General features: G+C 47.2%; 21 protein-coding genes. 9 read left to right on the top strand and 12 right to left on the bottom strand.

Annotated features, from left to right (window positions below; translation table 11 throughout):
* Nucleotides 1-239 precede the first annotated feature (239 nt).
* The gene (locus tag NDA06_RS15530; RefSeq protein ID WP_190985616.1) at nt 240-1,895 is read left to right on the top strand and encodes a glycosyltransferase family 39 protein; all 1,656 of its coding nucleotides are present in this window, start codon (nt 240-242) and stop codon (nt 1,893-1,895) included.
* Nucleotides 1,896-1,989: 94 nt separating this feature from the next.
* Here the strand turns inward: NDA06_RS15530 and NDA06_RS15525 are convergent, their stop codons facing one another.
* Both NDA06_RS15525 and NDA06_RS15520 read right to left on the bottom strand, forming a co-directional pair.
* Entirely contained in the window at nt 1,990-3,033 is a 1,044-nt protein-coding gene (locus NDA06_RS15525) for a DUF1611 domain-containing protein (protein ID WP_190985617.1), read from the bottom strand.
* Between the two features lie 38 nt (nt 3,034-3,071).
* Nucleotides 3,072-4,163, bottom strand: a complete 1,092-nt coding sequence (locus NDA06_RS15520) for a dipeptide epimerase (RefSeq protein ID WP_190410714.1) — start codon at nt 4,161-4,163, stop codon at nt 3,072-3,074.
* Between the two features lie 43 nt (nt 4,164-4,206).
* Here NDA06_RS15520 and NDA06_RS15515 point away from each other — a divergent pair, with 43 nt between their 5' ends.
* On the top strand, nt 4,207-4,770 hold the full coding sequence (locus NDA06_RS15515; protein WP_190985618.1) for an NUDIX hydrolase: 564 nt from the start codon (nt 4,207-4,209) through the stop codon (nt 4,768-4,770).
* 118 nt (nt 4,771-4,888) lie between these two features.
* Here NDA06_RS15515 and NDA06_RS15510 read toward each other — a convergent pair whose 3' ends face one another.
* On the bottom strand, nt 4,889-5,191 hold the full coding sequence (locus tag NDA06_RS15510; protein ID WP_190985619.1) for a DUF6464 family protein: 303 nt from the start codon (nt 5,189-5,191) through the stop codon (nt 4,889-4,891).
* A 454-nt stretch (nt 5,192-5,645) separates the two neighbouring features.
* On the opposite strand from NDA06_RS15510, the gene NDA06_RS15505 reads away from it, so the two are divergent.
* The 4 genes from NDA06_RS15505 to NDA06_RS15490 all read left to right on the top strand — a co-directional run bounded on the left by NDA06_RS15505 (nt 5,646) and on the right by NDA06_RS15490 (nt 8,671).
* Entirely contained in the window at nt 5,646-6,359 is a 714-nt protein-coding gene (locus NDA06_RS15505) for a hypothetical protein (protein ID WP_190530403.1), read from the top strand.
* A 106-nt stretch (nt 6,360-6,465) separates the two neighbouring features.
* Nucleotides 6,466-7,536 carry a CHAD domain-containing protein gene (locus NDA06_RS15500; protein WP_190985620.1) on the top strand — a complete coding sequence of 357 codons (1,071 nt, stop codon included), beginning with the start codon at nt 6,466-6,468 and terminating at the stop codon, nt 7,534-7,536.
* Between the two features lie 80 nt (nt 7,537-7,616).
* Complete coding sequence (locus NDA06_RS15495; RefSeq protein ID WP_190410709.1) at nt 7,617-8,042, top strand: thioesterase family protein; 426 nt, start codon at nt 7,617-7,619, stop codon at nt 8,040-8,042.
* A 278-nt stretch (nt 8,043-8,320) separates the two neighbouring features.
* Nucleotides 8,321-8,671 (top strand): hypothetical protein, encoded by a 351-nt coding sequence (locus NDA06_RS15490; RefSeq protein ID WP_190985621.1) that lies wholly within the window; start codon nt 8,321-8,323, stop codon nt 8,669-8,671.
* A 73-nt stretch (nt 8,672-8,744) separates the two neighbouring features.
* Here the strand turns inward: NDA06_RS15490 and NDA06_RS15485 are convergent, their stop codons facing one another.
* From NDA06_RS15485 to NDA06_RS15465, 5 genes are all read right to left on the bottom strand, one after another.
* Nucleotides 8,745-9,194 carry a hypothetical protein gene (locus NDA06_RS15485; RefSeq protein WP_190985622.1) on the bottom strand — a complete coding sequence of 150 codons (450 nt, stop codon included), beginning with the start codon at nt 9,192-9,194 and terminating at the stop codon, nt 8,745-8,747.
* A 279-nt stretch (nt 9,195-9,473) separates the two neighbouring features.
* Nucleotides 9,474-11,021, bottom strand: a complete 1,548-nt coding sequence (locus NDA06_RS15480) for an alpha/beta hydrolase (RefSeq protein WP_190985623.1) — start codon at nt 11,019-11,021, stop codon at nt 9,474-9,476.
* Nucleotides 11,022-11,500: 479 nt separating this feature from the next.
* On the bottom strand, nt 11,501-12,583 hold the full coding sequence (gene uvsE / locus NDA06_RS15475; RefSeq protein WP_242047436.1) for a UV DNA damage repair endonuclease UvsE: 1,083 nt from the start codon (nt 12,581-12,583) through the stop codon (nt 11,501-11,503).
* 214 nt (nt 12,584-12,797) lie between these two features.
* Nucleotides 12,798-13,436, bottom strand: coding sequence for a hypothetical protein (locus NDA06_RS15470; protein ID WP_190985624.1), 639 nt, complete (start codon nt 13,434-13,436; stop codon nt 12,798-12,800).
* A gap of 132 nt (nt 13,437-13,568) precedes the next feature.
* Nucleotides 13,569-14,720 carry a hypothetical protein gene (locus NDA06_RS15465; protein WP_190985625.1) on the bottom strand — a complete coding sequence of 384 codons (1,152 nt, stop codon included), beginning with the start codon at nt 14,718-14,720 and terminating at the stop codon, nt 13,569-13,571.
* Nucleotides 14,721-15,063: 343 nt separating this feature from the next.
* Between NDA06_RS15465 and dacB the strand changes: the two genes are divergently transcribed.
* Nucleotides 15,064-16,569 carry a D-alanyl-D-alanine carboxypeptidase/D-alanyl-D-alanine-endopeptidase gene (gene dacB / locus NDA06_RS15460; protein WP_242047437.1) on the top strand — a complete coding sequence of 502 codons (1,506 nt, stop codon included), beginning with the start codon at nt 15,064-15,066 and terminating at the stop codon, nt 16,567-16,569.
* Between the two features lie 131 nt (nt 16,570-16,700).
* Here dacB and NDA06_RS15455 read toward each other — a convergent pair whose 3' ends face one another.
* On the bottom strand, nt 16,701-17,759 hold the full coding sequence (locus tag NDA06_RS15455; protein WP_190985627.1) for an ABC transporter ATP-binding protein: 1,059 nt from the start codon (nt 17,757-17,759) through the stop codon (nt 16,701-16,703).
* A gap of 582 nt (nt 17,760-18,341) precedes the next feature.
* Between NDA06_RS15455 and NDA06_RS15450 the strand changes: the two genes are divergently transcribed.
* Entirely contained in the window at nt 18,342-19,583 is a 1,242-nt protein-coding gene (locus NDA06_RS15450) for a hypothetical protein (RefSeq protein WP_190985629.1), read from the top strand.
* A 344-nt stretch (nt 19,584-19,927) separates the two neighbouring features.
* Here NDA06_RS15450 and NDA06_RS15445 read toward each other — a convergent pair whose 3' ends face one another.
* Both NDA06_RS15445 and NDA06_RS15440 read right to left on the bottom strand, forming a co-directional pair.
* Complete coding sequence (locus tag NDA06_RS15445) at nt 19,928-21,514, bottom strand: iron ABC transporter permease (RefSeq protein ID WP_190985630.1); 1,587 nt, start codon at nt 21,512-21,514, stop codon at nt 19,928-19,930.
* 125 nt (nt 21,515-21,639) lie between these two features.
* Nucleotides 21,640-22,746: an extracellular solute-binding protein gene (locus NDA06_RS15440; protein ID WP_190666488.1), complete on the bottom strand. Its 1,107-nt coding sequence runs from the start codon at nt 22,744-22,746 to the stop codon at nt 21,640-21,642.
* A gap of 278 nt (nt 22,747-23,024) precedes the next feature.
* Between NDA06_RS15440 and NDA06_RS15435 the strand changes: the two genes are divergently transcribed.
* The gene (locus NDA06_RS15435; RefSeq protein ID WP_190985631.1) at nt 23,025-23,234 is read left to right on the top strand and encodes a hypothetical protein; all 210 of its coding nucleotides are present in this window, start codon (nt 23,025-23,027) and stop codon (nt 23,232-23,234) included.
* 67 nt (nt 23,235-23,301) lie between these two features.
* On the opposite strand, the gene NDA06_RS15430 is transcribed toward NDA06_RS15435, so the two are convergent.
* Nucleotides 23,302-24,081 carry a superoxide dismutase gene (locus NDA06_RS15430; protein ID WP_190535444.1) on the bottom strand — a complete coding sequence of 260 codons (780 nt, stop codon included), beginning with the start codon at nt 24,079-24,081 and terminating at the stop codon, nt 23,302-23,304.
* Nucleotides 24,082-24,128 lie beyond the last annotated feature (47 nt).

Genomic DNA, 24,128 nt, shown 5'->3' with positions numbered 1-24,128 from the left:
ACTGAGCCTAAACGCTGCGAGTGTGTCCAACCCTGAGATTGTCCTACAGGGTTAGGACAGGCATGATGAGAGTTTTCCTCGGTCACTTTAAGATAGAAAATCCGGCTTTATTCTATAGAGTTATGCAAACTTCATAAGGACATGGAAACTTACCTTGGGATTTTAGTCAGATGATTGAGTTAGATAAATCGCAGGGAATGAAGTTGGATTGCCGCTAAATACCACGGGCTTTGTTAAATATGGATCGTCAAACTTTTGCGTGGGGTCGTTCAAAAAAGAAGATTAGAGGAGCTGACAGATGGGTGGAAAGGCTGTGGGTCTTAGGGTTATTCCTAGCGGCTATCCTGCTATTTGGAATCAATCTGGGCGTACTGCCTTTACGGGATTGGGATGAGGGAACGGTTGCCCAGGTTGCTCGTGAGATTTGGCAGGCAAAGTTTGATTCTTTGAGATGGCTGTATCCGACGTTGGGAGGTACGGAGTATTTCAATAAACCGCCTTTAATGCATCTGCTGATTGCCGGTGCCTACGCAATCGGCGGTGTAAATGAGTGGACAACGCGCCTACCTGGGGCGCTGCTGAGTGCCGCTTGTGTGCCGCTTTTGTATGGCATTGGACGGGAACTATTCCGGCGACGCCTTCCAGCTCTTTTCTCGGCTTTGATTTACTTAACGCTACTACCCGTTGTGCGTCATGGGCGTCTGGCGATGCTGGATGGGGCAGTGCTGTGCTTTTTCCTGTTGATGATGTGGTGCGTGTTGCGATCGCGTCGAAACTTGCGCTACGCTCTCGGTGCCGGTATTGGGTTTGGGTTGATTTGCCTGACTAAAGGCATGATGGGATTATTACTTTTAAATATTGCCCTGGTATTTTTAGTTTGGGATACTCCCAGACTGTTAACTTCCCTCTATTTCTGGATTGGTTTGCTCTTGGGCAGTGTGCCAGTTGCCGCTTGGTATGGTGCCCAATTTCTCCACTACGGGCAGGCTTTCGTAAACACCGGCATCTTCAGTCAATCCTTGCAGCGGATTTGGGCACCCGTCGAGAATCACGCGGGTCCCCCCTGGTATTATCTGTTGGAAATCTTAAAGTACGGTTGGCCCTGGTTATTCTTGTTGCCTCAAGGATTGCGCCTTGCTTGGGAAAATCGCAATATGAGCTGGGCAAAACTGGTACTGGTGTGGATGAGTGTTTATCTAGTAGCCATTTCGGTGATGGGAACAAAGCTTCCCTGGTATGTACTGCCGATTTACCCAGCAGTGGCTTTATTGGGAGGTGCCCAGCTTGCTGAAATTTGGAATGCGCCGAGTAAGAAATCCTATCCCCGCTCTTGGGTACCGCTTTTGACAGTCATGGGTTTAGCGGCGCTAAGCGGTAGTTTTTATTTTGCTGCGTTTGGCCCCCAACCGAACTGGAATTTGCAACTGGTGTTTGCATCGGCTGCTTTGACTTTATTGATAACGGCAGTTTTGATTTATCAAAAAGACCTGCAATTTATTCCCCTGCTATTTTGGGGTACGTATGTAACGCTACTGCTACTCATGACATCGCCGCACTGGAATTGGGAACTCGCAGAAGCCTATCCGGTTAAACCCGTTGCCGCGATGATTAAGCGCAAAACTCCCATCAATAAGCCAATCTATACATCCTACGATCATGGTCGTCCTTCTCTGAATTTTTATAGCGATCGCCAAGTCATCCCTGCAACGGATGCCGAACTCCAGCAACGTTGGAAAGGTGACGCTCAACCTTATTTTTTACTTGACCAATCCACCTTCAAGCACCTGAATTTAAAGCAGGTGAAAGCGATTAATCAGGCGGAGGGTTGGCTGCTGATTACGAAACCGGCAGCCATTAAACCAGCGAAGAGTCAGAAGCCTCAGATTAAGGATTAGAAATCAGGCATCATAACTTGTCAATCGCCCAACTTTTGGCAAATATCGCAATTCTTGATTGGATGCGGTATGTCACTCCACCCTGCCCCTTCCCTTAAGCCATTACGGCATCTAATATTGTGTCAGCACCAAAGCGGACTGGATCGGTGCAGGGACGCTTTGTTTCTGCCTGTATCTGCTCGATCGCTCGTTGTGCAGTGTCGGCGTCAAGATGGACAGTGTTGAGAGCGATCGCAACCACAGGCACTGGCGCAAATGCACCGGCTGCCGCTGCCACTGTCTCGTAAAGCTGTATGACTTCTGGCAGCGGCGGAATCGGAACGTGGGGATGATTGCGGATGGTTGCTTGTTGCGCTCGATGTACCAGCACCAGATGCGTCGGCTGAGTCCCGCGAATCAGTGGCAGCGTTGCAGTTGAACCGGGATGCAACAGGGAACCTTGCCCCTCAACAAACAGAATCTCATGCTCCTCGCCAAACAGCATCACCATTTGTTCGATAGCACCCGCAGCAAAGTCAACCCGCACGGCATCCAGCGGTATACCATCCCCCGCTATCATTAAACCGGCTTGACCTGTAGCTAGGAACTTGGAACGCAAATCGCGCTGCAATGCGGCTTTATTGAGTTCCAAACAGGTTGACATTTTGCCAATTGCCATATCCGTGCCGACGGCGAGAACCCGTTTGCAAGCGAGCGATCGCGCCTGTCCGCTTCCTATCTTTAATCCTGCGGGTTCCTGACGCACATCCCAAATCCACTGCCCATCTTTCAACAATGTCTGGATCTCCGGATGGGACGCCATTGGAGTATGCAGTCCATTGACGATAGACAACCCCGCTGCTATCCCTTGTTTTACTTCCTGCCACCATTCGGCTGGCAGGGCACCCCCAGGCGGTGCAATCCCAATCGCCAGGATATCGGGTGTATAAGCTAGCGCCTCTTCCACAGAAGCGACAATTGGAACCTCGCGGGGGATACCTGTCAATTCCCGCAATGACTCTCCCGCACACTGGCGATCGATGACTGCCACCACTAGCGCTTCACTGTAGCGCAATAGCGCCAGTCCGGTTTTGCCGTGGATGCCGCGAATCCCTTCATGTAGCAGAATTGCGACTCGATGTTTAGATGTCAAATGCACAGCTTTTTAGAAAATAGGGAACAGAAATTTATCCAGCACTAAGGCGCTGCTTCGCTAATATTCTCCGTCCTTCTGATAACTCCCAATCCGGGTAAATCGTTGGGTAGCAATCGCCCATCTTGTATGGATGCGCCGCTAAAAGGATCGTCGATGAGATTCAGATGACTATCTAAATCTAGATAATCCGCTAGGGGGGAGAGTTGTGCCGCCGCCGTATTTGAAATGGCGCTGTCAGAATAGCAACCGAACATTACCTGCAATCCACAAGCTTTCGCTGTATGTACCATGCGAATTGCTTCCGTTAAGCCGCCACACTTCATTAGTTTGATATTAACGCCATGAACGCGGTCTGCCAGTTGCGGGATATCCTTGCGAGTAAAGCAACTTTCATCTACAAAAATGGGTAGAGGCGATCGCGTGTACAATTCCTTAAACGACGATTCCCCCATTATCCCGACTTCTGCTTCCCGTCCCAGCGGCTGTTCCACATACTTAACGCCCATCTTTGCCAGCCAACTGCACATCATCACAGCGTCTTCCAGATTCCAACCCCCATTGGCATCGACGCTTAGCTGAGCATCCGGTGCTGTCTCCCGAATCGCCATCAGCATCGCTTGATCCGCTTCAATTCCCTCAGAACTACCCAACTTCACCTTCAAAACATTTGCCCCTGTCACCTGCCGCCAGTCGCGCAATCGCTGTAAAGCACCCGATGGGGAATTAATCCCAATCGTCACAGAGATGGGAACAATCCGATCTCGATCCAACCCCCACAGACGCCACAACGGTAATCCTAGCCGCTTTCCCTGCCAATCGTGCAACGCCATATCAATTGCCGCCCACGCCGCAGAAGGGATTTGCGCTGCTTGCAATACTTCCTCAATTTTCTGCTTTTCCCAAGGGCTATATGCCTCCAACAGCGGCGCGATGCCTTGCAATGCCTCCAAGAGAATCTCTGTGGTTTGTCGCGGTTGTCCGACTCCAATGGAAAAAGGCGAAGCTTCCCCCCAGCCTTCAATCCCCTCTGCGATCGCGCGTACCCACACATTCATGGTTTGCGCTGTTGTCCCGCGACTGATGGTTAAAGGAAATCGCTTGTTTACCGTGAAGGTTTCTACGCTAATCTGCATTGTTGTATGCTTTATGATTTTTGAATCTACTTTGGATTAGTTTATGAAAAACCTTAGCAAGTGGAAAATTTTAAATTCTAAAATGGTGATCAATAATCAATGGTGTAAAGTTAGGCAAGATGAAGTCGAATTACCCAACGGGCAAATTGTCGATGATTTTTTTGTAAATATTCGACCTGATATAGCTGTTATTTTACCAATCACTCAGCAAAAAGAAATTGTTTTTGTCCGTCAATACCGTCATGCCGTCGGAGCAATTTTATTAGAACTCCCTGCGGGTGCTTTTCATCCAGAGGAAGAGGATAGTGTTGTAGCCGCCGCCAGAGAATTAGAAGAAGAAACGGGATATGTTGCCGAGCAACTCATTCAATTGGCAACTTTATATGATAATCCGCCAAAAGATACAAATAATATCCATTTGTTTTTAGCTGAAAATGTTCATTTAGCTAGTCAACAAAGGCTAGATATTACCGAAGATATTGAAGTTGTCTTGATTCCTGTTTCAGAAGTTATAGAAACAATTGCCCAGGGGAAAATTTGCGTTTCTGGAACAATTGCTGCTATTTTCTTAGGGTTGAATTTTTTATCTTGTCGAGCTGCTCAGTAAGTTGATACAAATAATCTAAATTTCTAAAAGCTGATAAGGGTAATTTAGCTAAATTTTACTAATATTTTTCTAGTGTCCATTCCCAGCTCAGACAGATTCATGTTTTTATTGATTTAACTTAATTGTATTCTCTAGATTGATAATGAGAACATTCTTGGCAAGGCCCAAAGGGGTTTACTGCACAACGGATATAAGCAGAATGAGCATTAAACTGACAAGTAATATCCCCAATTAAATAACCCACGCCTTCAATGTAATGTTGGTCTAAAGGCATTTGCATTCTTTGCAGTTGCCGAGCTTCTACCCTCCGCATCGCTGCTTGCAAACCCGCCATGTTTCGTGCTTCTATCCTGCGAACGTGCCACACTGAAAGCAGCCCTGGTATTAGACTAACAACAAAAATGAGGAGAATTTCTAACACACGCTTATCCCTTCATCTTATCCTTATACAATTCTACCCGATTCATATAAGTAGGTAGCCGTAAGTATTTGTAAAGTCAGTTTAGCTTGTGCACTACCCATTGAAACTTTGCGAATAATGGGTTTCTGTATTGTTCAAGTTAAGGCTAAATTCGCTTTGCCGTTTAAGCATCTCGATTATAACTTTCCAGACATTCTCTAGGTTGAGTGGTCTGAAACGCCACATTCCTAATTGATGGAAGTTATGAACGTCTATTCTTTAGTCTTCAGTCTGCAAGAAGCGTACCGCTACACTAACCATTCTATTTTTAAGGTTAGCGTGATTTCCCTCTATCTCGAAAGAGAGCCAATGAAGCTTAAACTTATTCAACCAAAGGTATACAAATCTCTAGATCCAAGAGCCTATTCTAGGATCTAGAATGGAACACTGCATTCGGTGTAGTGAGAGAATATCCGTGCTGAACCTCGACTCCTTCTTCCCCCAAGAAATGACGACCGCGCCCGAACATACCCTAGCAGCAAATCGAGATTTGCCGATTTCGGGACAAAGCGCATCTAAGGAAAAAATTCGTCAGATCCAACAACGCGATCGCATTCCGGGAGTCGTCAAGCGGATAGTTTCCTTAGATGCGAATACTTTCTGGGAATACTGGTGGTGTGTTCCAGGGCGCATCTTGCTACCGGAAGATGTAGAACTTTTAAGAAGCGATCGCCTCCGTGTAGAATCGATCCTGTCAAAACTGGTTTGGCTGTTTGGCGGTTACTGCTTTGGAGACGATACTCCCCAGCAGGGAGAGCAAAAACCCGTCTATGATTGGCAGCAAATCATAGAATTTGCCCGACAGCACGGGTTTGAATCTTATGTGCTGGATATCGATTTTCTCCCCAGCGCCATTCAGCTTGATAACCGAAATTCCCAGCTAACTGAAAAGACTTCCTCTACTACTCATGTTGCCGTTGAACCCGCTCATTGGCATATTGAGTTTTTTCGACTGCAACCCGCCGAAGCTGAATTTTTTGAGATTCAGGAAGTAAAAAACCTCTGTAGCTGCCAAATCTGGACTGGCAAGCCGTTCCTCAAAAACCTACAAACTGGCGAAGCCGTGACCCGATACGACTTGTGGGTTTCCTATCCGGGTCATATCACAAATACTCCCTGGATGCAATAGACTCCAATACCAAAACCTGGGTGGAAATGTGGTACTTTGACCGTTCAACTTAACTCTGTCCTGCTATTAACTAATCCAATCCATCGCGTTTAGAGCCAATATTGTCATGAAAAAGCATACTCAAGAAAAAGCCAAGACTTTAGGAGACTGGGCATACCTAGCGATAGAAAAACACTTTCAAAAAACGATTAAGCACGAATCTGACGTTATCAAAGACAAAGATCCAGAAGCGTTACACCAGATGCGCGTGGGAATTCGTCGCCTACGTTCGGCGGTAAAAGGTTTTGCACCCGCGCTGGATCTTCCCAAGTCAGCCCAAGAAAACAAGATTGGCAAAATTGGTCATCGTCTTGGCGGTTTGCGGGATTTAGACGTGCTTCAGGACGCCCTAAAAAATCGTTACCATCCGAATTTACCCTCTAAAGAACAGAAATCTTTAAAAGAGGCGATGAATGCTCTGGATAAACAACGCCAGCACGCGCTAGAACAAGTCCGGGATACCCTGGAGCATCAGCAATACAACAAACTCAAGCAATCGTTGCAAGGGTGGTTGAAGCAGCCGACTTATCAAGAAATTGCTCAGATGCCGGTAGAGCCGGTTCTGCCAGATTTACTGTTGCCAGAGATAAGTCAGTTATTGCTCCATCCAGGTTGGTTGCTAGGAATTGAATTTAAAGCTGGACAGATTGAAGGTAAAGAACTAAAACAATCAGCTGTATCGCGACTTTTAGCAGATGAGGGAGAAGTTCTCCACAGCTTGCGGAAAGAAGCCAAGCGCGTGCGCTACCAAATGGAACTATTTTCTGACTTCTATGGCCCTGCTTATGCAGGTTATCTGCAAGACGTAAAGTCAGTTCAAGAAACTCTGGGGAAAATTCAAGACTGCGTTGTTTTAGTAGATGTGCTGAGTGAGGTCTTGCACTCCAAACTCAAACACCAACTGCCAACACTGACTGAACAGCTAGATCAAACTGTTTACGAAGCGTGGCAAGAGTGGCAACCCCTACAAGAGCGTTACTTAAATTCCCAAACACGACAAGCCTTTCACCTGGCATTGTTGCAGCCGCGCGATGAAAGTGATATTGACAATGAACCGAAAAATGAACACACGAACGAACACAAGAATCAACAAAGTGGCTTAAAAGATGGGACTAGCGGTATCGGTTTTGGCACATAGCTTTAGGGATGCAAAAGGAGCTTTTATTCTGTAAAACGATGGGCTAGCCTGAAAGTTGGAAAAAATATTCTGATTAACGGATGCAAAAGTTCATAAGCCGACTGCGCGTGCGATACCACGAGATGGACTCCTTGGGGCACGTTAACAACGCAGTCTATCAGCATTACCTAGAACATGCAGCAGTCGAACACGATGAACATCTCGGCTTTAACCAGAAAGTTTACCAGGAACTCGGCGGCGGCTTTGTAATGCGGCGGATCGAGATAGACTATTTGCGTTCTGCTGTTGCAGGCGATCGCTTAGAAATTACCACCTGGCTACACCTAATTCAAGGAACCCGTGCCATCCGTCGCTATGAAATCCGCAAACAGGAAGAAGCTCCGCTATTAGTGACAGCAGAGGCGTTGTGGGTGTGGGTGGATCTTGCCGCAATGCGTCCGCGAGCCATCCCTAAGCAGATCCTAGATGCCTTTGGGCAATTGTTTGAGTCTGCGGTATCCGAATAAAAAATCCCTTGCCTAAGGCTAATTAAGTCATTAGTCACCAGTCCATTGTTATGGGTCATGCATTCTTTGTTACTGACCCATGACCTATGACTTGTAACAATCTTTAATTATTTTGACTCCTTGAATATATCTTGCGGCAGAAGGGTGTGCGATCGCCATACCCGTAGAATCTCTCTGGTCTAATCAATTGACCACTGGTTCTATAAATGACCTTGATGGTCAGCGATTCTCGCGTATTGCCAGATTCTACGAAATACAACAACAAGGAGAATTAAATAATGCAGCGCATTTTTTCAGCATTAGGGCAAGCATTTCGCAACAGTATTTTGATTCTGGTTACGGTGAGTTTGCTTAGCCTCTCCAATTTATTCATTTTTGAAAATCAGCCTGCTTATGCAGCGACAAGCTCAAGTGCAAATATTAACCGTACTTCAGACCCTACTGAAGACGCTAGTTTTCGAGAAGAAGCTTACGAAGAAGCCGCAGAACAAGCTCGGAATCCAGATAAGCAGGATGAGATTTACAACGAAAGTGTAAAAGCAAACAAAGGGCCACAGGCAGAGAATGGCTTAGTTGAAGGAGCCAAAGAACTGGTTGAGAAAGTAACAGGTCAAGGCGATAGCAAATAGCTATTTGGGTAATTGATTCGTGAGTCATTAGCCCTTGCTACGGATTAATGACTCATGACAAATGGCGTAATAATTAGGGATTAGACTTAGCGCAATTTGGAACGTCAGCACCAGCTTGTCTCTTTGATAAATTGACTTCCCATCCAGGTAAGTTCCACCAGACAACACGCTTTTGCGGCTGTATCCAAAAGTCTAGATGGTTGATATCGCCGTTTTTAAACACAAGCGTTGGAAATTTTGGATAGTCGCGATCGCTCGTTTCTGAGTAATTGCGTCCGAAATAATTCATGCAAACTCTTAAGCCCTGAGCAACGCCCAATTTTTCAACTCCAGTGCCTTTTAAGGTTGAATCATCGTAGCTAAGCGTTCCACTATATGATTGTCCGGCTAATGACCCTTGAGTCACATTAACCGTGAAGTCATAGGTAACGATAGACGCTTGGGCTTGACTGGTTGCGATCGCAGCAGTACCAAGAGCGACAATAGCGATCGCCACTGAAAATTTGGGGGACAGGTTGAGCATGGCAGTGTTGATTGATGTTTTAGAGGTTAGTTGTGAGTATCACTCATGAGATGCAATAAACAGGACAATTTCAGCGATTCTTGAGTCCTGGTGGATAGGAATGCTTAATGGACAGTTGCCGATGTACAGGGATTTAGATAACTATCAATTGCGTTATTGAACCTAAAAAGAGAATTTCACATTAGATTCCGTTAGAAAATTGCAGAAATTCTTTCTTTTGTACCACGTTTTTTATTGAGAATTTATTTCAATACATGAAATTTTGTTTGACATCGACCTCTAGATTAACCCTTGCACTTGTAATTCAGGAATTAGCATATTCATAATTAGCCGATGATCTTCGTGATCAGCATTCGGATTTACAACAGAGGTCGCATTGTTGCCAAACTTGTTATTTTGCCCTGCCCAAGCTGCAAGTGCCTGATCTTCAGCAGATAATACGTCTGCTGCTCCACCGCTTGTAAAGAGTATAGGTAAATTGGCTCCTCCCGCCAAACTCAATATCTTTTTAAGTTTTGCTTTCGTATCCATGTCGCCTGCTAAAGCTTGACCAATACGTGCCTCTACTTCATTGCTACCCTTCGCTTTTGCTGCTTTGTAGGTGCTTGGCATTGCCCGGTCTAAAATCAAAGCTTTCACGTTTTCGCCCCGACTCTTCATAACTCGCTTCACTAAAGTAGCAGCTACTGGACTACCTAACGAATAGCCATGAACAATGATGTCAGTTGATGGGACATTCAATGTATTTCTCACATAGTCATACATAGCTTCGGCATCTTCATAGAGTCCGGCTTCGCTTGGATCGCCCCCGCCGCCACCGGGTCCATTGACGGTCTTGTAACTGTCTCCAAACCCTCGATAGTTTATAGCTAAAACTTGTGCCCCAGCAGGAACATACTCACGAGCAATCTTTGTCATATAGTCCTCTGCTGAACTCCCACTTCCCGATAAAGTCAGAACTGTTGTGTTTGCTCCACCACCAACAGGTCTGTAGAGTTTTCCTGTAAGAGTATTTCCATTGGTGCTTTGAATCGAAACCGCTTGCGTAGCAATAGCGTTAGGATTTATTAATCCCCCACCCAAGGTATTACGACGAGCGGTCTCGTCCCCAAAAAGCTCATTCCGGGCTACACCAGCTACATCATTTGCTACTGTTTTCGCACGCTGGAGTGTAGGGCTATGATTCACATGAGTAACTAACTTTCCTTCGGGCTGTGGTTGTAACTGGCGCTGAATAGCTCCCCTATTTTGCTGTACAGTTTTTCCCAGTGAAGGTTGCAAGGTTGTTGGAGAATTTAAGCAATTGATTACTTGAGCCGCAACACGATCCGCTTCCTGCTCATACTTATCTCCTGGCTCCCCAATGGTCAACTTTGCCTGTATTGGTGGTTCTGACAACTGTTGCGAAGAGTTCAAGGGCGATCGCTTTCCCCCCAGTTGCACTCCAGGTGTCCCCAGCCGACCCATAGCCTGGATTTGTGGGGCAGCTTGTTCCCCAGGCAAAGTAACCGCAACCTTAGAAAAGTCAAATCCGCTTCGCGATGCCCTTTCCTGGTTCTGCTCCCAGTAATCATTCATTTTCACTTGCAACAGACCTAACTGTTCCTGCTCGACAGGGGTGATGGTGCCACGCTCTTCCTTGAGCTGAAGTCCAAAAGCTTCAAACTTGTTCTGATTAAAAGCTTGATTCGCTAACTCTTCTGGTGTCTGTTGCTCCTTCGGCTTCATCTGTATGGGAGCCGCAAACGGGCGACTTCTCAACTGAATCGTCGGCTGTGGTATGTAAGACTTCTGCTTTTGGAATGAATGCGTTCTCTCAAATCCCATATCAGCCTTTGCCTCTGGTAGTGCGTGTCAAGTGGTATCAGATGCCCTTGATTATCGGTACCGCTGCGATTTCTATATCATAAAACAAGCAACAAAATACTCTAAGTTTAAAAAACTTGATTGTAATTTTTGAGTCAATCCTATAATTATAAGTTCTAAAATTATGTCAGCTAAATGACGGTTTGTAAGACATCTATTTCAACTTGATGGTTCAACTTGATTGAACCTGGCTAAAATCCTTATTTGGCGTGTTCCATAATCTTTTTTCTATATCTGTTGCGATAATTATAAAGATGAGTGACAGGACAAATTTTATTAAAAACTGGCAGAAGTGTTGAAAGATAGCTCAACACTTCTGGGCAATTTGGTATTTTGTGCATTACTACAACGCATCATTACCTGTTTAGGACTACCAAATTAAGTTGTAATATTCAACGCAAAGGTACGCCAAGGACAACGCCAAGGTTTGCAAAGAAATATTAGTCGCCGTCCAAGTTTGAACTCAAAACTTTGTCCTTGGGTTGTTCAGCTTTCTTAGAAGTGCGTTTTTTTTGCTGAGTTTTCGGTTGAGTAACCTTGTCCAGTGGCTTTTCTTCTAGTGGTTTGGGTGGGGGTGCGGTGCCGAAGACAGGCGACCATTCTTCTCGCAGTTTCGCGATCGCTTCTTCCTTCAGTTTCGCTTCTATCTCAATCCAGGGAACGTTGCAGTAGGCACTGGGCATCACGGTGATAAAATCGCTATGATGCGGATCGCCAAAGGATTCCCGCCCGTTAGAGATATGAACTAGCTGCCATTCTGGCACGGGCCAAGTCGTCCGTGCTGCTGCCTTCATCTGGGCGATGCTGGGATGTTCGTAGCTGTCCAGCTTTTCGTGAATAACGTGGTGATGGGCGTCAAAGACCATTGGCACGCCAGCTTCGCGGCAAACAGCGAGAATTTCTGCCGCACTATAGGCGTATTCGTCGTTTTCTAGGGCTAATCTTGAGCGAATTTCATCGGGTAAATCGCGGATGACTTGGATCAGTCGCTCAGCGCGATCGCCCTTACCACCATGTATCTCCATCATCGCCCAAGGCGATCGCGGTTGCCCCAATAAATCCATATTCCGGGCGTGCATTTGCAGAATCTTGATACTGTTCTCAATCACAGAGGGTGTATCTGAACTGAGGACAACGAACTGATCCGGGTGTACGACTAATCGGATACCAAGAACCGTTGCGCGATCGCCTGTTGCTCTTACCTGTTCCGTAAACTCCTCCAGCACCGCCTCACCTAGATCGGTATCGGCAAAAGGAAATATCCCTGAGGGAAGTCGATAAAGCCGGAGATTATTTTCTACGCAGAAATCCAGCGCATTATTTAGGCGTTGCAAATTGTCCGTATACAATTCCCGCAACACTTGCTGCTGTTCCGCTGTTTCTAGTTGCAATAGTCGTTTGCGCGTGAGGGCGCGGTAACGCACTTTGTCAGACGTTGTGATGCACACCAACCCCAATTGGGGTGGTGATTTTGTGGACGTGGAATGCGCGTTTGTCCGGTTAGGCAGATTGCTTATCATCATTGTTTTATCCTTAGTCTTCGTTTGGTTTCAAAAATTTAGCTCGCCAAAGCGGTTTGTTAAAAAAAATCTGACAAATTCAATTAAGGCTCAATCCAGTTTTGTTCGTAAAAAGACGCGAGAATTTTCGCTGCGTAGAGACGCGATGAATTGCGTCTCTACAATCTCGCTGTTTAACGAGCCATGTTATCCGAACTTTGCATTTACACTCGCTAAATTAATTAGAAACCGGCACGCCTTTAAATGGCTGGGTATTGGGAATATAAATGTCTAACGTATTGATTCCCTGCGGAACTTGTAGCCAAACATAGGCATCGGCTGAGGCACCTTGTCCAATGCTGCCAAAATCCACTGAAGGAGTCGCACGTTTAGGAGAAACCGCCTTGTAAGTCTCGTTTGTATTCGGATTGCGGGCAGTTATTGCAGATGGGTTTAAAACATCTATATCTGGATCGGTCGGACTTGCAACCCGTCGAATCCGAAACTGCATATTTACGACATTCCGAGATCCCGTTTCTGGATCGGCAACGCGCCTGACCGAGAGTAATTCTACTTGTGCCTTGCTGTTAAAAGCCGGTTGCACAAACTGCCCTGGTTGAATTTTGGCGTTGGTGTTGGTGGCGTCAGTCGAAGTAGGCACTGGAGAGGCGGCGCTAGTGGGGCTGACGGTGGGAGTGCTGTCTGCATCTGGTGTCGGGCTAGATGTTGGCTCTCCGATAGGCGTCGAACCGCTTTTTAAATTAGCGATCGCGTTGAGTTCCTCCCGCAGTTCAAAAACTTGATAGGCACTGAAGCCACTGCCCATAATCGCCAAAATTGAAAGTACAACTGCAATGCCAGATAAAAAATTGCTCATACCGTTTTGGTAAGGGGTAATGGATCGTGAGTCAGAAGCAACGAACTAAGAAGAAATGACTAAGGACTCATGATTATGGACGAATAAGGACTGACAATTCCCTATTTTCCATGACCCATTACCGATTCCCTCCTATTTAGAAATGGGCACATTCTTAAATGCCTGTACCTCCGGCACGTAGAGGTCAATAGAATTGACGTTTTCTGGCACCCTCAGCCAGACATAGGCATCTGCTGACGCTTGTGGGCGCAGCTGGAACAAAGAAACGGTTCCCGTCGAGCGATTAATCAAGTCAACGGCTTTGTAGGTTTCGCTCGTCTCTGGATTCCGCCCAGTGGTTCCGCCCACAGTAATGATGTCACCCCCAACCACTCGATCCGCTGACAGACGTCGGACGCGCATCTGCACGTTTACCACGTCGCGGTTTCTGGAATCGGGATCTTGAATTCGCTTCACAGACAGCAACTCTACTTGCCCCTTGGTGCCCAAAGCAGGCTGTACAAATTGACCGGGTTGAATGTCAGCGCTAGATGCTGGCGCAGTGGTTGCAGGTGCTTGAGCTTGGGGCGATGGCGCGATGGTGGGTACTGGGGAAGCGGGGGCGGTTCCGCTCACTGGGCTGGTGTTCGCATCCGCAATCGGCACATTTTTAAACGCCTGCGTTTGATCGACATAGATATCGAGGGTGCTAACACCTGCGGGGACTTTTAGCACGACATAGCCTTCTTGCGGTTGCCCCAGGCGCATCTGATATAAAGAAACCGTTCCGGATGAACGCTTTAAGGGATCGAGTGCTTGATAAGTTTCGCTGGTGATCGGATTCCGGGCAGTTGTCCCACCGACATTAATCAGGTCTCCTCCCACCACATCGTCTGCAAGACGATTAATTCGCATATCCACGCTGACTTCATCAGGCGCACCGAGAATTCTGCGGACGGCGATTAATTCTACCTGCCCTTTGTTGCTTAAAGCAGGCTCAACAAATTGACCGGGTTGAATGCCAAGGCTGGGCGCTGGGGCGACTGGGGCGACGGGAGCAGTTGGGGCGACGGTGGGGCTAATGGTTGAGCTGACAGTAGGGCTAGCGGTCGTCACTGGAACTTCTGCGGGAGCGATCGCATTTTCTTGCTGCATTCGCTGATACAGCCACCAACCAGCAGCAACTAAACCCAATGTCGAAAGTGCGCTTAATAGAGCAACCAAAAAATATTTACTTCCGTTGTTCCGACGGGGTGCCTCTGTATGGCGATTGCTTTTCTCAAAATCGCGCTCTTGAAGTGCCATGATTATAAGTACCTATTTTTTTCGGTTGTAAATACAAAAAAATCTATGATTATTCTGTATTTTATTCACTTTTTAAGACTCGATAAGCTCTACCATTAGAAATATTTTTATTGGTAAACTAAATCGTGCTTTTGCACCTATCCAAGGTAGTATTTTTATTGACAAGTCAGTTTTATTTGGAAAAATCTGAATGGTAAGTAGGTTGTCAAAAGAAAGTATCAGCTTATCCCAGCATAAAGAAACCTGTAGTCTCAAAAAAACAAGTTTATCTATTTTTAGCTTTTTCCCGCGCCCCTACTTATTCCTAAAAATTACTAAAATCAGTAAATGCCTGAGTTTCCTGTTGCTCCTAAACACACAATTGCTATCCTGGCAGGAAGCGGCGAGGGCAAATAATCCCGCTGTTTCTCCGAATCCTTCGATAAATTCAAAGCAGGTTTCTCAAGCAGAAAAACCCCAATCCCCTGCGTTGGTTTGTCCTGCCCAACTAGGAAACGCGATTGATGCTGTCACCAACCGTCCGGAATTTTCTCGTACTCGTTGGGGAATTTTAATAGAACCATTATCGACAAATTCAAAATTTCCAGAACGCACCCTCTACAGCCGCGAACCAGACCGTTACTTTATCCCCGCATCGAATACAAAGCTGTTGACAACAGCAGCGGTTTTAAACAAATTAGGTTCTCAGTTTCGGATTCGCACCTCAGTTTATGGCACAAACGGGGGAGAATTGCGCGTTGTCGGACGAGGCGACCCCAGTTTTAGCGATACCCAGATGAGAAGTTTGGCACAACAGCTAAAGCGCCAGGGAATTCGTCAGGTACAGCAGCTAATTGTCGAGGATGATTACTTTCAAGGACAGGCAGTAAATCCCAGTTGGGAATGGGGCGATCTACAGGCACCTTATGCGGCACCCGTTAATAGTTTAATTTTGAATCAAAATGCTACCGTGCTGACCCTATCACCGCGATCGCCTGGGCAACCGCTACAAACCGCTTGGATCGATCCAATTGCGATCGCGCAATGGCGAATTGAAAATAATACGGTGACATCTGAAGCGAAATCAGCCGCAGCGATCGCCGTTAGCGCTGTACTGGGGAAACCCGTATTACAGATTAAAGGTCAGCTGCCTGCGGGTGCCGAACCTGCATCCTTGGGTGTGGCAGTTCTCGACCCCGCCCAGTATTTTTTGCAGCACTTCCGGCGGGCTTTAGTAATTGCGGGGATTCCTATCGCACAGTCGCAGGTGGGATCTGGCAGAGAAAGGGGGGACGAACGGGAATTAGCTGCTGTGGAGTCGCCGCCGTTGGAGACTCTGTTGATGGAGACGAACCAGAACAGCAATAATCTCTACGCAGAAGCTTTATTGCGAACCCTGGGTGCCGCCGGTAAAGGCGAGGAAACCACACATTCAGAGAATTCGGCTGCAATGGGGTTAGCTGCTGTTAAACAAGCTTTAACGGAATTAGGCGTCGATCCCAACAGTTACGTGATGGCTGATGGTTCCGGGTTGTCTCGTCACAACTTAGTGAGTCCAAAAGCACTGGTACAAACGCTAGAAGCGATCGCCCAAACCAAAGAAGCCGCAATTTACCGCGCCTCTCTCCCGGTTGCCGGTGTCAGCGGCACCCTAAAAAGTCGCTTTCAAAATACTCCAGCCCAAGGCATTGTGCAAGCGAAGACAGGAACGATGAGTGGAACGGTTTCCTTATCTGGGTATATGAATCACCCAGAGTATCAAACGATTGTTTTTAGCATTCTCGTCAATCAATCCGACCAATCTGCCCCAACGATACGGCAGGCGATGGACGAAATTGTGCTGCTACTCACTCGCTTGCGTCGCTGTTGAGTGCGATACATCTGTAGGGGCATGGCAATCAAAAAGCCCCGACCAAGCCCAGTTCGCCGGGTCGGATTTGGAGATCCCCCAACCTCCTTAAAAAGGGGGCTATGAGCAATTTCCCTAATTTATCGAGAGTTTTAGTTGGGAAAAACTCGAACGCTATCACCGGCAATCGATAGCTGCACTCGCGTTCCTACCGGCAAGGCGGTATCAGTCATCGTGCGAGCGTGGAGTTCTTTACCAGAGGGAGTTTGGAGGCAATATCGGTACTCGCGCCCTAAAAAGCGCCTGGTTCGGATGACAACCGATGCATCAGGAAATGGCTGTAAGATCAAGTCTTCCTGGCGAATCATGAGTTCGCCGGTGAGGCTAGAAATGGGGTCTTGCCGTCCGTTAAGGGCGACATCAAAACAACCGACTTCTGTTTCCCACAGATGACCTTGGCGTTGGGCAGGAAGGAAGTTGGCTTGGGTGACAAATTCGGCAACAAACCGCGAGGCGGGGTGGGTGTAGATATCTTCCGGAGTGCCCAATTGCTCTAAATGTCCTTGACGCATAACACCCACCCAATCAGAGATGGCAAGTGCTTCTTCCTGGTCGTGGGTGACAAAAATTGCTGAAGTGCCAATTGCCTTGAGAATCTCTCGCACTTCTTCGCGCAACCTCAAACGTACTTGGATATCGAGATTGCTCAGAGGTTCATCGAGGAGAACCAGCTTTGGTCGCGGTGCTAAGGCACGGGCGAGGGCAACCCGTTGCTGCTGACCGCCAGAGAGTTCGTGAGGATAACGCTTTTCTAATCCTTGCAGACCGACAAGCGCGATCGCATCTTCCGTGCGTTCCTTGACCTGCTGTTTACTCAACTGTTGCAACCCAAAAGCAACATTCTCCGCCACACTCAGATGAGGAAACAGGGCATAGTCTTGAAAGACAATTCCCACGTCCCGATGCTCTGGCGGCACCCAACAACGGGAATCAGCAACCGTTCGCCCCGCAATCTCCACGCTTCCGCGGTAAGGTCGTTCAAAACCTGCAATCAGCCGCAACAGTGTAGTTTTACCGCAGCCAGATGGCCCCAGCAATCCTAACAAATCCCCTGGCTGCAAAGTCAACGTTACATCTTCAACAGCCGGAATTGTATTTTGACTAAACTGCTTCGTTACATTCTGTAAGCGTAAAATTGCCGGTGATTGCATAACTCAAAATTTAAAATAGGCGGCTTGATTAAATATCTCTTTGGCACAACAAATAATTTCAGGACTTACACAACTGTCACATGCGATAGCGAAGCGCTGCTGCGAAGCGCAGATTGCATCTCCACAATTAGGCCAAGGACATGGCTAACGATGGACGCCTGAGTTGAGCAACTAATTTTCTCCTGAGAACCTGAATGTCAACCCTACGACAAACATTTGCAATGGTACGGGACCTGTAGTGGTAACAACAAGCTCTGGCAGGAATGCAAAGAAGAATAAAATTCCCTTTGGATTAGTGATACTGGTGACCAATCCAGTCCAGAAAAGTCTTCGGTGAACAGTTGGAGTAACCGTTTTCGATGACTGAACCTGCTGCTTGCTCATCAACATTTGTACTCCTAAGAACAAATATATAGCACCAGCGAAGCGTATTAAATTAAACAGAAGCTCTGATACCTGTAGCAATGCTGATAGCCCCAGCATGGCAAAACCAATTTGTTAGGTTCTTGTAGGAAGTCGTCTTCGGTTGCTAAAGCTGAAACATCAACATTTCTTATTTTCAATCCTTGCTTCAAAGTTGCTATGACGCAAATTGCTGAACAGTCTCCAAATAAATTAGTTCTCCGCCAGAATTACGTGTCCTTCGGTCGTGTGTTCCGAGAAATTCTCGTGACCGGGATAGGAGTTGGATTCCTTCTCTGGACCGGACCTGCAAAATTGAACTGCCAACGGATAGAACTGACGCAGGTTACGTGTCAGTTAAGCAAACCGGGCTGGTTGGGGTTGGGGGTGTGGCAGAACACACCCATTCGTAATTTGCAGGCTGTGGAGTTGACAACAAATGTAGATGATGGGGTATTTTACCAAGTTCTGTTACAAACCAGTGAAGGTGAAGTTCCTTTAAGGGAATATAAAACTTCTGGGTTGGATAATACGCAGGAGAGTGTTGATCGCATCAACACCTTCCTAAAAGACCCTACAGCAAATCGCTTAAGCATTGCACAGGTGGACTGGTTGCAGTGGTCTGGGTTACTCCCTTGTATGTTCTTCCTTGTGGGAATCAACGCGCTGTATGTCAGTCTTTTGAGTATCCGCTCTAAATTAATCGAGTCTTATTGCATTGACCAAACCCAGAATCGACTGACTTACCAATATGGGAGTCTGTGGAGACAACGCCAGGAACATTATGATTTTTCAGATATTCATCGGGTTATTTTAGATGTAGACCCTTGGGCAAAGGTGCGGCTCTTCGTCGAAATGCGATCGGGCGAGTTACTGTGTCTGTGTGGGCAGGCTCACCCATCTGTAAAGTCTCCCTGGGAGGGAGCAGAGTGGCAACAAGTGCAGCCAATAGCAGATGAGGTCAGTCGTAGAGTTTACTGTCCCTGGCAATTGGCACTTGGATTTGGGCAAACCTGGATTGACAAATATGTGGCTCCAAACCCATACGCAAAAGTGACCGCACAGTGGTTGAAAGCGAACGTGCAATCATCTAAAGTTTGGGTCTTCGATCGGTCAGGTCACTGTATCATTTCCCAGGACAGTAATACGGTCAAGACCTACACGCTGAGGGATTTTGTTGATGTTCAGGTTCAGCTGACTCCTAGTAGAAGACTAGTTCCAAAAGAAGATGGTGATGGTGACAAATTCTACGATGTCAACTATCAGATCGTTTTGGTGTTGACTTCCAAGAGACAGGTTGCAATTCAGTACTATTCCAGTCGCGAGTACAACTGGGAACCCGAAAGTGGCAAGCAGGCAACCGCACAAGTCCGGGCAGAAGAGACGGCTCAACGTATCCGCCAGTATGTCCGCAAAGATTAGCACAGCGATCGCCATCATCCATCAGGAAGGATCGCGTGCATGAGGAGAAACGCCTTGCCATACGGGGCATAGCGTAGTTTTTCTGAGCGATCGCGCTTTCGTGGTGTTCTTATGCGATCTGCGCTTCGCAGCAGCGCTTCGCTATCGCTGTGCCAGTTGCGTAAGTCCTGAATTTGATAAAAACCATATAGATAGAAATCTTAAGTGATTCATGAAACCCGCTTCCTTCTCTTCCTTGGCGTCCTATAGCGCTAATGCTCATCTCTCGCGCATTCGCGCCGCTTCGCGAACGCTAGCGCGTCCTTGGCGGTTCGTCAAAAAAATCTCCTACAAACCATTTCCGCCTACTTATAACTCCTCACACGCTCTTGAGATAACAGTAATAAAGTCGAGCCAATCGAAACTAATAACATAAATAGAGAGCCAGTTGCTGCCTCAGCAAACTCAACATTTTCCGTCGCTTTCCAAATCTTTACAGCCAGGGTTTCAAAGCCAATCGGTGCTAATAGCAAAGTAGCCGGTAATTCTTTAATTGCCGTCAGAAACACCAACATAGCTCCAGCAATAACACCTGGGCGCACCAGCGGAAGCGTAACTTCTCTGAGAGTTTGCCACGAACTTCTACCCAAACTCCGCGCCGATTCTTCCAGCTGCGGATTCACCTGTAAAAGCGAACCCCGCACGGTTCCCACCGACTGAGGTAGAAACAAGACAAGATAGGCAAACACCAACATCGGCAAAGTTTGATACAACTGTGGCAAGTAGTTCGCCCCAAAAAATACCAGCGACAGCGCCACCACAATTCCAGGCAAGCCAAAGCCAATGTAAGAACAGCGTTCAATTATTGAAGTAATTCGCCCAGGAAACCGCACCGCTAAAATTGCCACAGGTAAGGCAAAAAGAGTGGCGACACCCGCTGTAATTCCAGACGCCAAAATGGAATTGAGTGCAGCCGGTACCAGATTCGGCAGGCTGTAGCCATTATGGAGTCCGCGAATCAGCCAGAACACGGTAATGCCAATAGGAAGCACTAAAGCGATCGCTGTCACGACCGCACAAAAAGCCACCGCAGGCCACTTCCAACGCCCCAGCAGCAAGACTTTAGGGGGGCGCTGGGAGGTGGAGCCGCGACTATAGTATGCTGCACGCGATCGCGCTCGGTACTCTAACCACAAAATCAACAACACCAGTCCCACCAATACCAACGCCAAAGCCGCCGCTGAATTGCGGTTAAAACTTGCCTTGTACTGCAAAAAAATCGCTCGCGTAAAGGCATCAAACCGCATTAACGACGGCGTCCCAAAGTCCCGCAGCGAGTACAACGCCACCAATAAACCCCCAGCCACCAATGACGGGCGCAACTGGGGCAAGATAACGCGAAAGAAAGTAGCTTGACCGCTTTGACCTAAACTCCGGGCGGCTTCCTCCAGGGTGGGATCAATTCCTTGCAATCCAGAACGGACGCTCAACAGCAAATAAGGATAAGTAAATAAGGTGAGTGCCAAAATCACCCCAGGCCAACCGTAGATGGAAGGTAATTCCTGTACCCCCAAAGGTTCTAGCAACAACTGCAACAAGCTACCCCGTGGTCCAAAGGTGGCAATCAGCGTAAAACTTCCTACATAGCTAGGAACTGCCAAGGGTAAGGTCGTGACAATTAGCCAAAATCGGCGTCCCGGTAAATCGGTTCGCACGGTTAAAAATGCCAGTGGTACGGCAATCAATGCCGAACACAGGGTCACGATTGCCGCCATCGCCGCACTGTTGAACAAAATGGTGAGAGTTCGCGCACGGGAAACTAATTCCCAGAGCGCTTCCCCACCGACACCAGCCGTCCGGATGACCAAATAAGTCAGAGGCAGAGCGATCGCGATCGCTACTGCCGCTGCTGTTAAAGTCAGAAATAAAGGGGGTCGAGCTGCTTTCTCCAATCAGTTAATCGATATGAGGATTAACAACCAGCAATTCAACAAAAGTGCGGAAATAACATCACTTTTGAAGGCTAGTAATGGGTAATAAGAGTTATCAGTACTTATTCCCCATTCCCACAAACGACTTAAATTACCTGTGTCTCCTGCAAAAGCTTCAACGTTGCATCCAAGTCGTTCAGATTGCTTAAGTCAATGGCAGTCGCTTGGCTGGGAATTCCGTTGAGTGCTTTTAAATTCCCCGCCGGAGCGATTCCCGAAGCTAGTGGATACTCATAAGTCTTGGTGGCAAAGTATTTCTGAGCATCCTGAGCCAACATGAAGTCCACAAACTTCTGAGCAATATTGGGATGTTTTGCACCCTCCAAAATTGCCACGCCTGCCACGTTGACTAAGGAACCCACATCATTGGTAAAGTGATGATCCACGGGAGCTTGGGGATTTTCTTGCTTGAACTTTTCCAAGTAATAGTGATTGACAAATCCGACCGCAATTTCCCCACGGGATAGCGCTTCTACAATTGCCGCATTTTTGGGGTAAGTTTTGGGATTGTTGGCTTTAATGCCTTCTAGCCATTGCTTAGCTTTCTCATCCCCTTGCGAGACGCGCAAAGCGGTGACAAAGGACTGGAAGGAGCCATTCGTAGGTGCCCAACCAATTTTTCCTTTCCACTTTGGATCGGTAAAGCCAGTGATAGATTCTGGTAAATCTGCTGCCTTAACTAACTTGGTGTTGTAGTCTACTGTCCGCACTCGACCCGTAATTCCAACCCACTTCCCATCCGGTGAGCGGTAGCGGCTTTCTACCCGATCGAGCAGTGAAGTTGGCAACTGCGATGCCCTACCTGCCTTTTGCATTGCTCCGAGTGCCCCGGCATCTTGAGCAAAGAAAACGTCAGCCGGACTATTTTTACCTTCTTCCAGAATGGCTGCTGCTAACTCAGCGGTGTCGCCATAGCGGACTTGTACTTTCGCCCCAGTTTCCTTTTCAAACTGTTTAATCAGGTCGCCAACCAGTTTCTCGTCCCGTCCTGAGTAGACCACCAGTTCTTTTTCCAATGGGCCGGTGGCGGCAACTGGGCTGGCAGATGGACTGGCGGCATTCGTACTGGCAGGGCTGCTGGTTGGGGAGGTTGCATTGGGAGTCGTGGCACTCTGGTTGTCAGAGCAGGCGATCGCTAACCCACCGCTCGCAGTTGCCAGTCCCATTAAAAACACAAACTTTCGACGCTTCACCAGGTTACTCCTCAATAAAATCTTATATTGACAATGTTTTTTAACTAGGTAGCTAAGAACCGTTTGTTAAGTTACCACAAACAAATTCTCAACCCACTACCTGTACAAAGGGTTGCTTTTCTTTGAAGCCATCTTCTATAGCCTGTGTTATCAACTTTTAGTAACGTAATTGACAACCTTTGAATATAGCTGCAAAAAGAGTTATTGTCAATTATTATCATTAAGCTACAAAAATAGCGCTGTAGATGCATTGGGTTCCCAGGATCGGGAGCATCCCGATGAGAGCAAATTTCCCAGAGGCGGGAATCCGGCGAGACAAACGAAGTCCATCTAGCACTGCGAGAGCCACCTCGCGCTTCACAGCCTCAATTGAGCCTGCTAACCAAGGCTTCGAGCAACTAGGCCGGGATGGCACTAACACAAAGAGTTTGCAAATAAATTTCCGGATTAAAGCTAAAGTAAGCTTTAACTTACTGGTCAGCCTTTAAACCCGTTTAAACGGGTTTAAGCTATTAGCCCAAACTTTAGTTTAGGGCTGAAATCAGCGGCATTCAACTAAGCTGATGCTTTCTCAAATCGCTGGTTTACTGCATTCCAATTAACGACGTTCCACCAAGCATCTAAATAATCAGCACGCTTATTTTGGTATTTCAAATAGTAAGCGTGTTCCCAGACATCATTGCCCATAATCGGATACATTCCTTCCATCAACGGACTATCTTGATTCGCCGTACTCATCACTTGCAACTTACCATCCTTGCCGCGAACCAGCCAAGCCCAGCCGCTGCCAAAACGCTTGCTACCGGCTTCATTAAATTGCTTTTTGAAAGCGTCAAAACTGCCAAAGCTTTGATTAATCGCTTCGGCAATTCTTCCTGTCGGCGCTCCACCAGCATTGGGTGCCATGATTTCCCAGAACATCGTATGATTTACGTGACCGCCGCCGTTATTGCGTACTGTAGTACGAATATCTTCTGGCACGCTATTGATGTCACGAAGCAATTCTTCAGGACTCTTGCCTTTGAGTTGCGAGTATTTATTCACGGCTTCATTCAGGTTTTTGACGTAGGCGGCATGGTGTTTATCATGGTGAAACCGCATCGTCGCCTCATCAATATGGGGTTCCAGAGCATTGTAGGCATAAGGTAAAGGCGGCAGTGTAAAAGTATTTGCCGTTTGCCCCTGCTGTTGTGCTTGCGGTGTCTGCTGCTGTGCTTGCTGGTTTTCACTTTTTGGAGTTGTTTGAGCTGCACAAGCTGCGGGGAAAGCCCCAATGACGGCTGCTCCGGCAGTGCCACCTAGCAGAAACAGGAAATTTCGACGATAAAGAGCCATAATTCAATCAATTTCGGTAGAAAGTTGCGCTTTCATCAAAAATTACA

The organism is Trichocoleus sp. ST-U1, from assembly GCF_039961835.1.
GTDB lineage: Bacteria > Cyanobacteriota > Cyanobacteriia > Cyanobacteriales > FACHB-T130 > FACHB-T130.
Note: the sequence above shows the minus strand (reverse complement) of the source record. Positions and strands in the feature narration are given on the sequence as shown.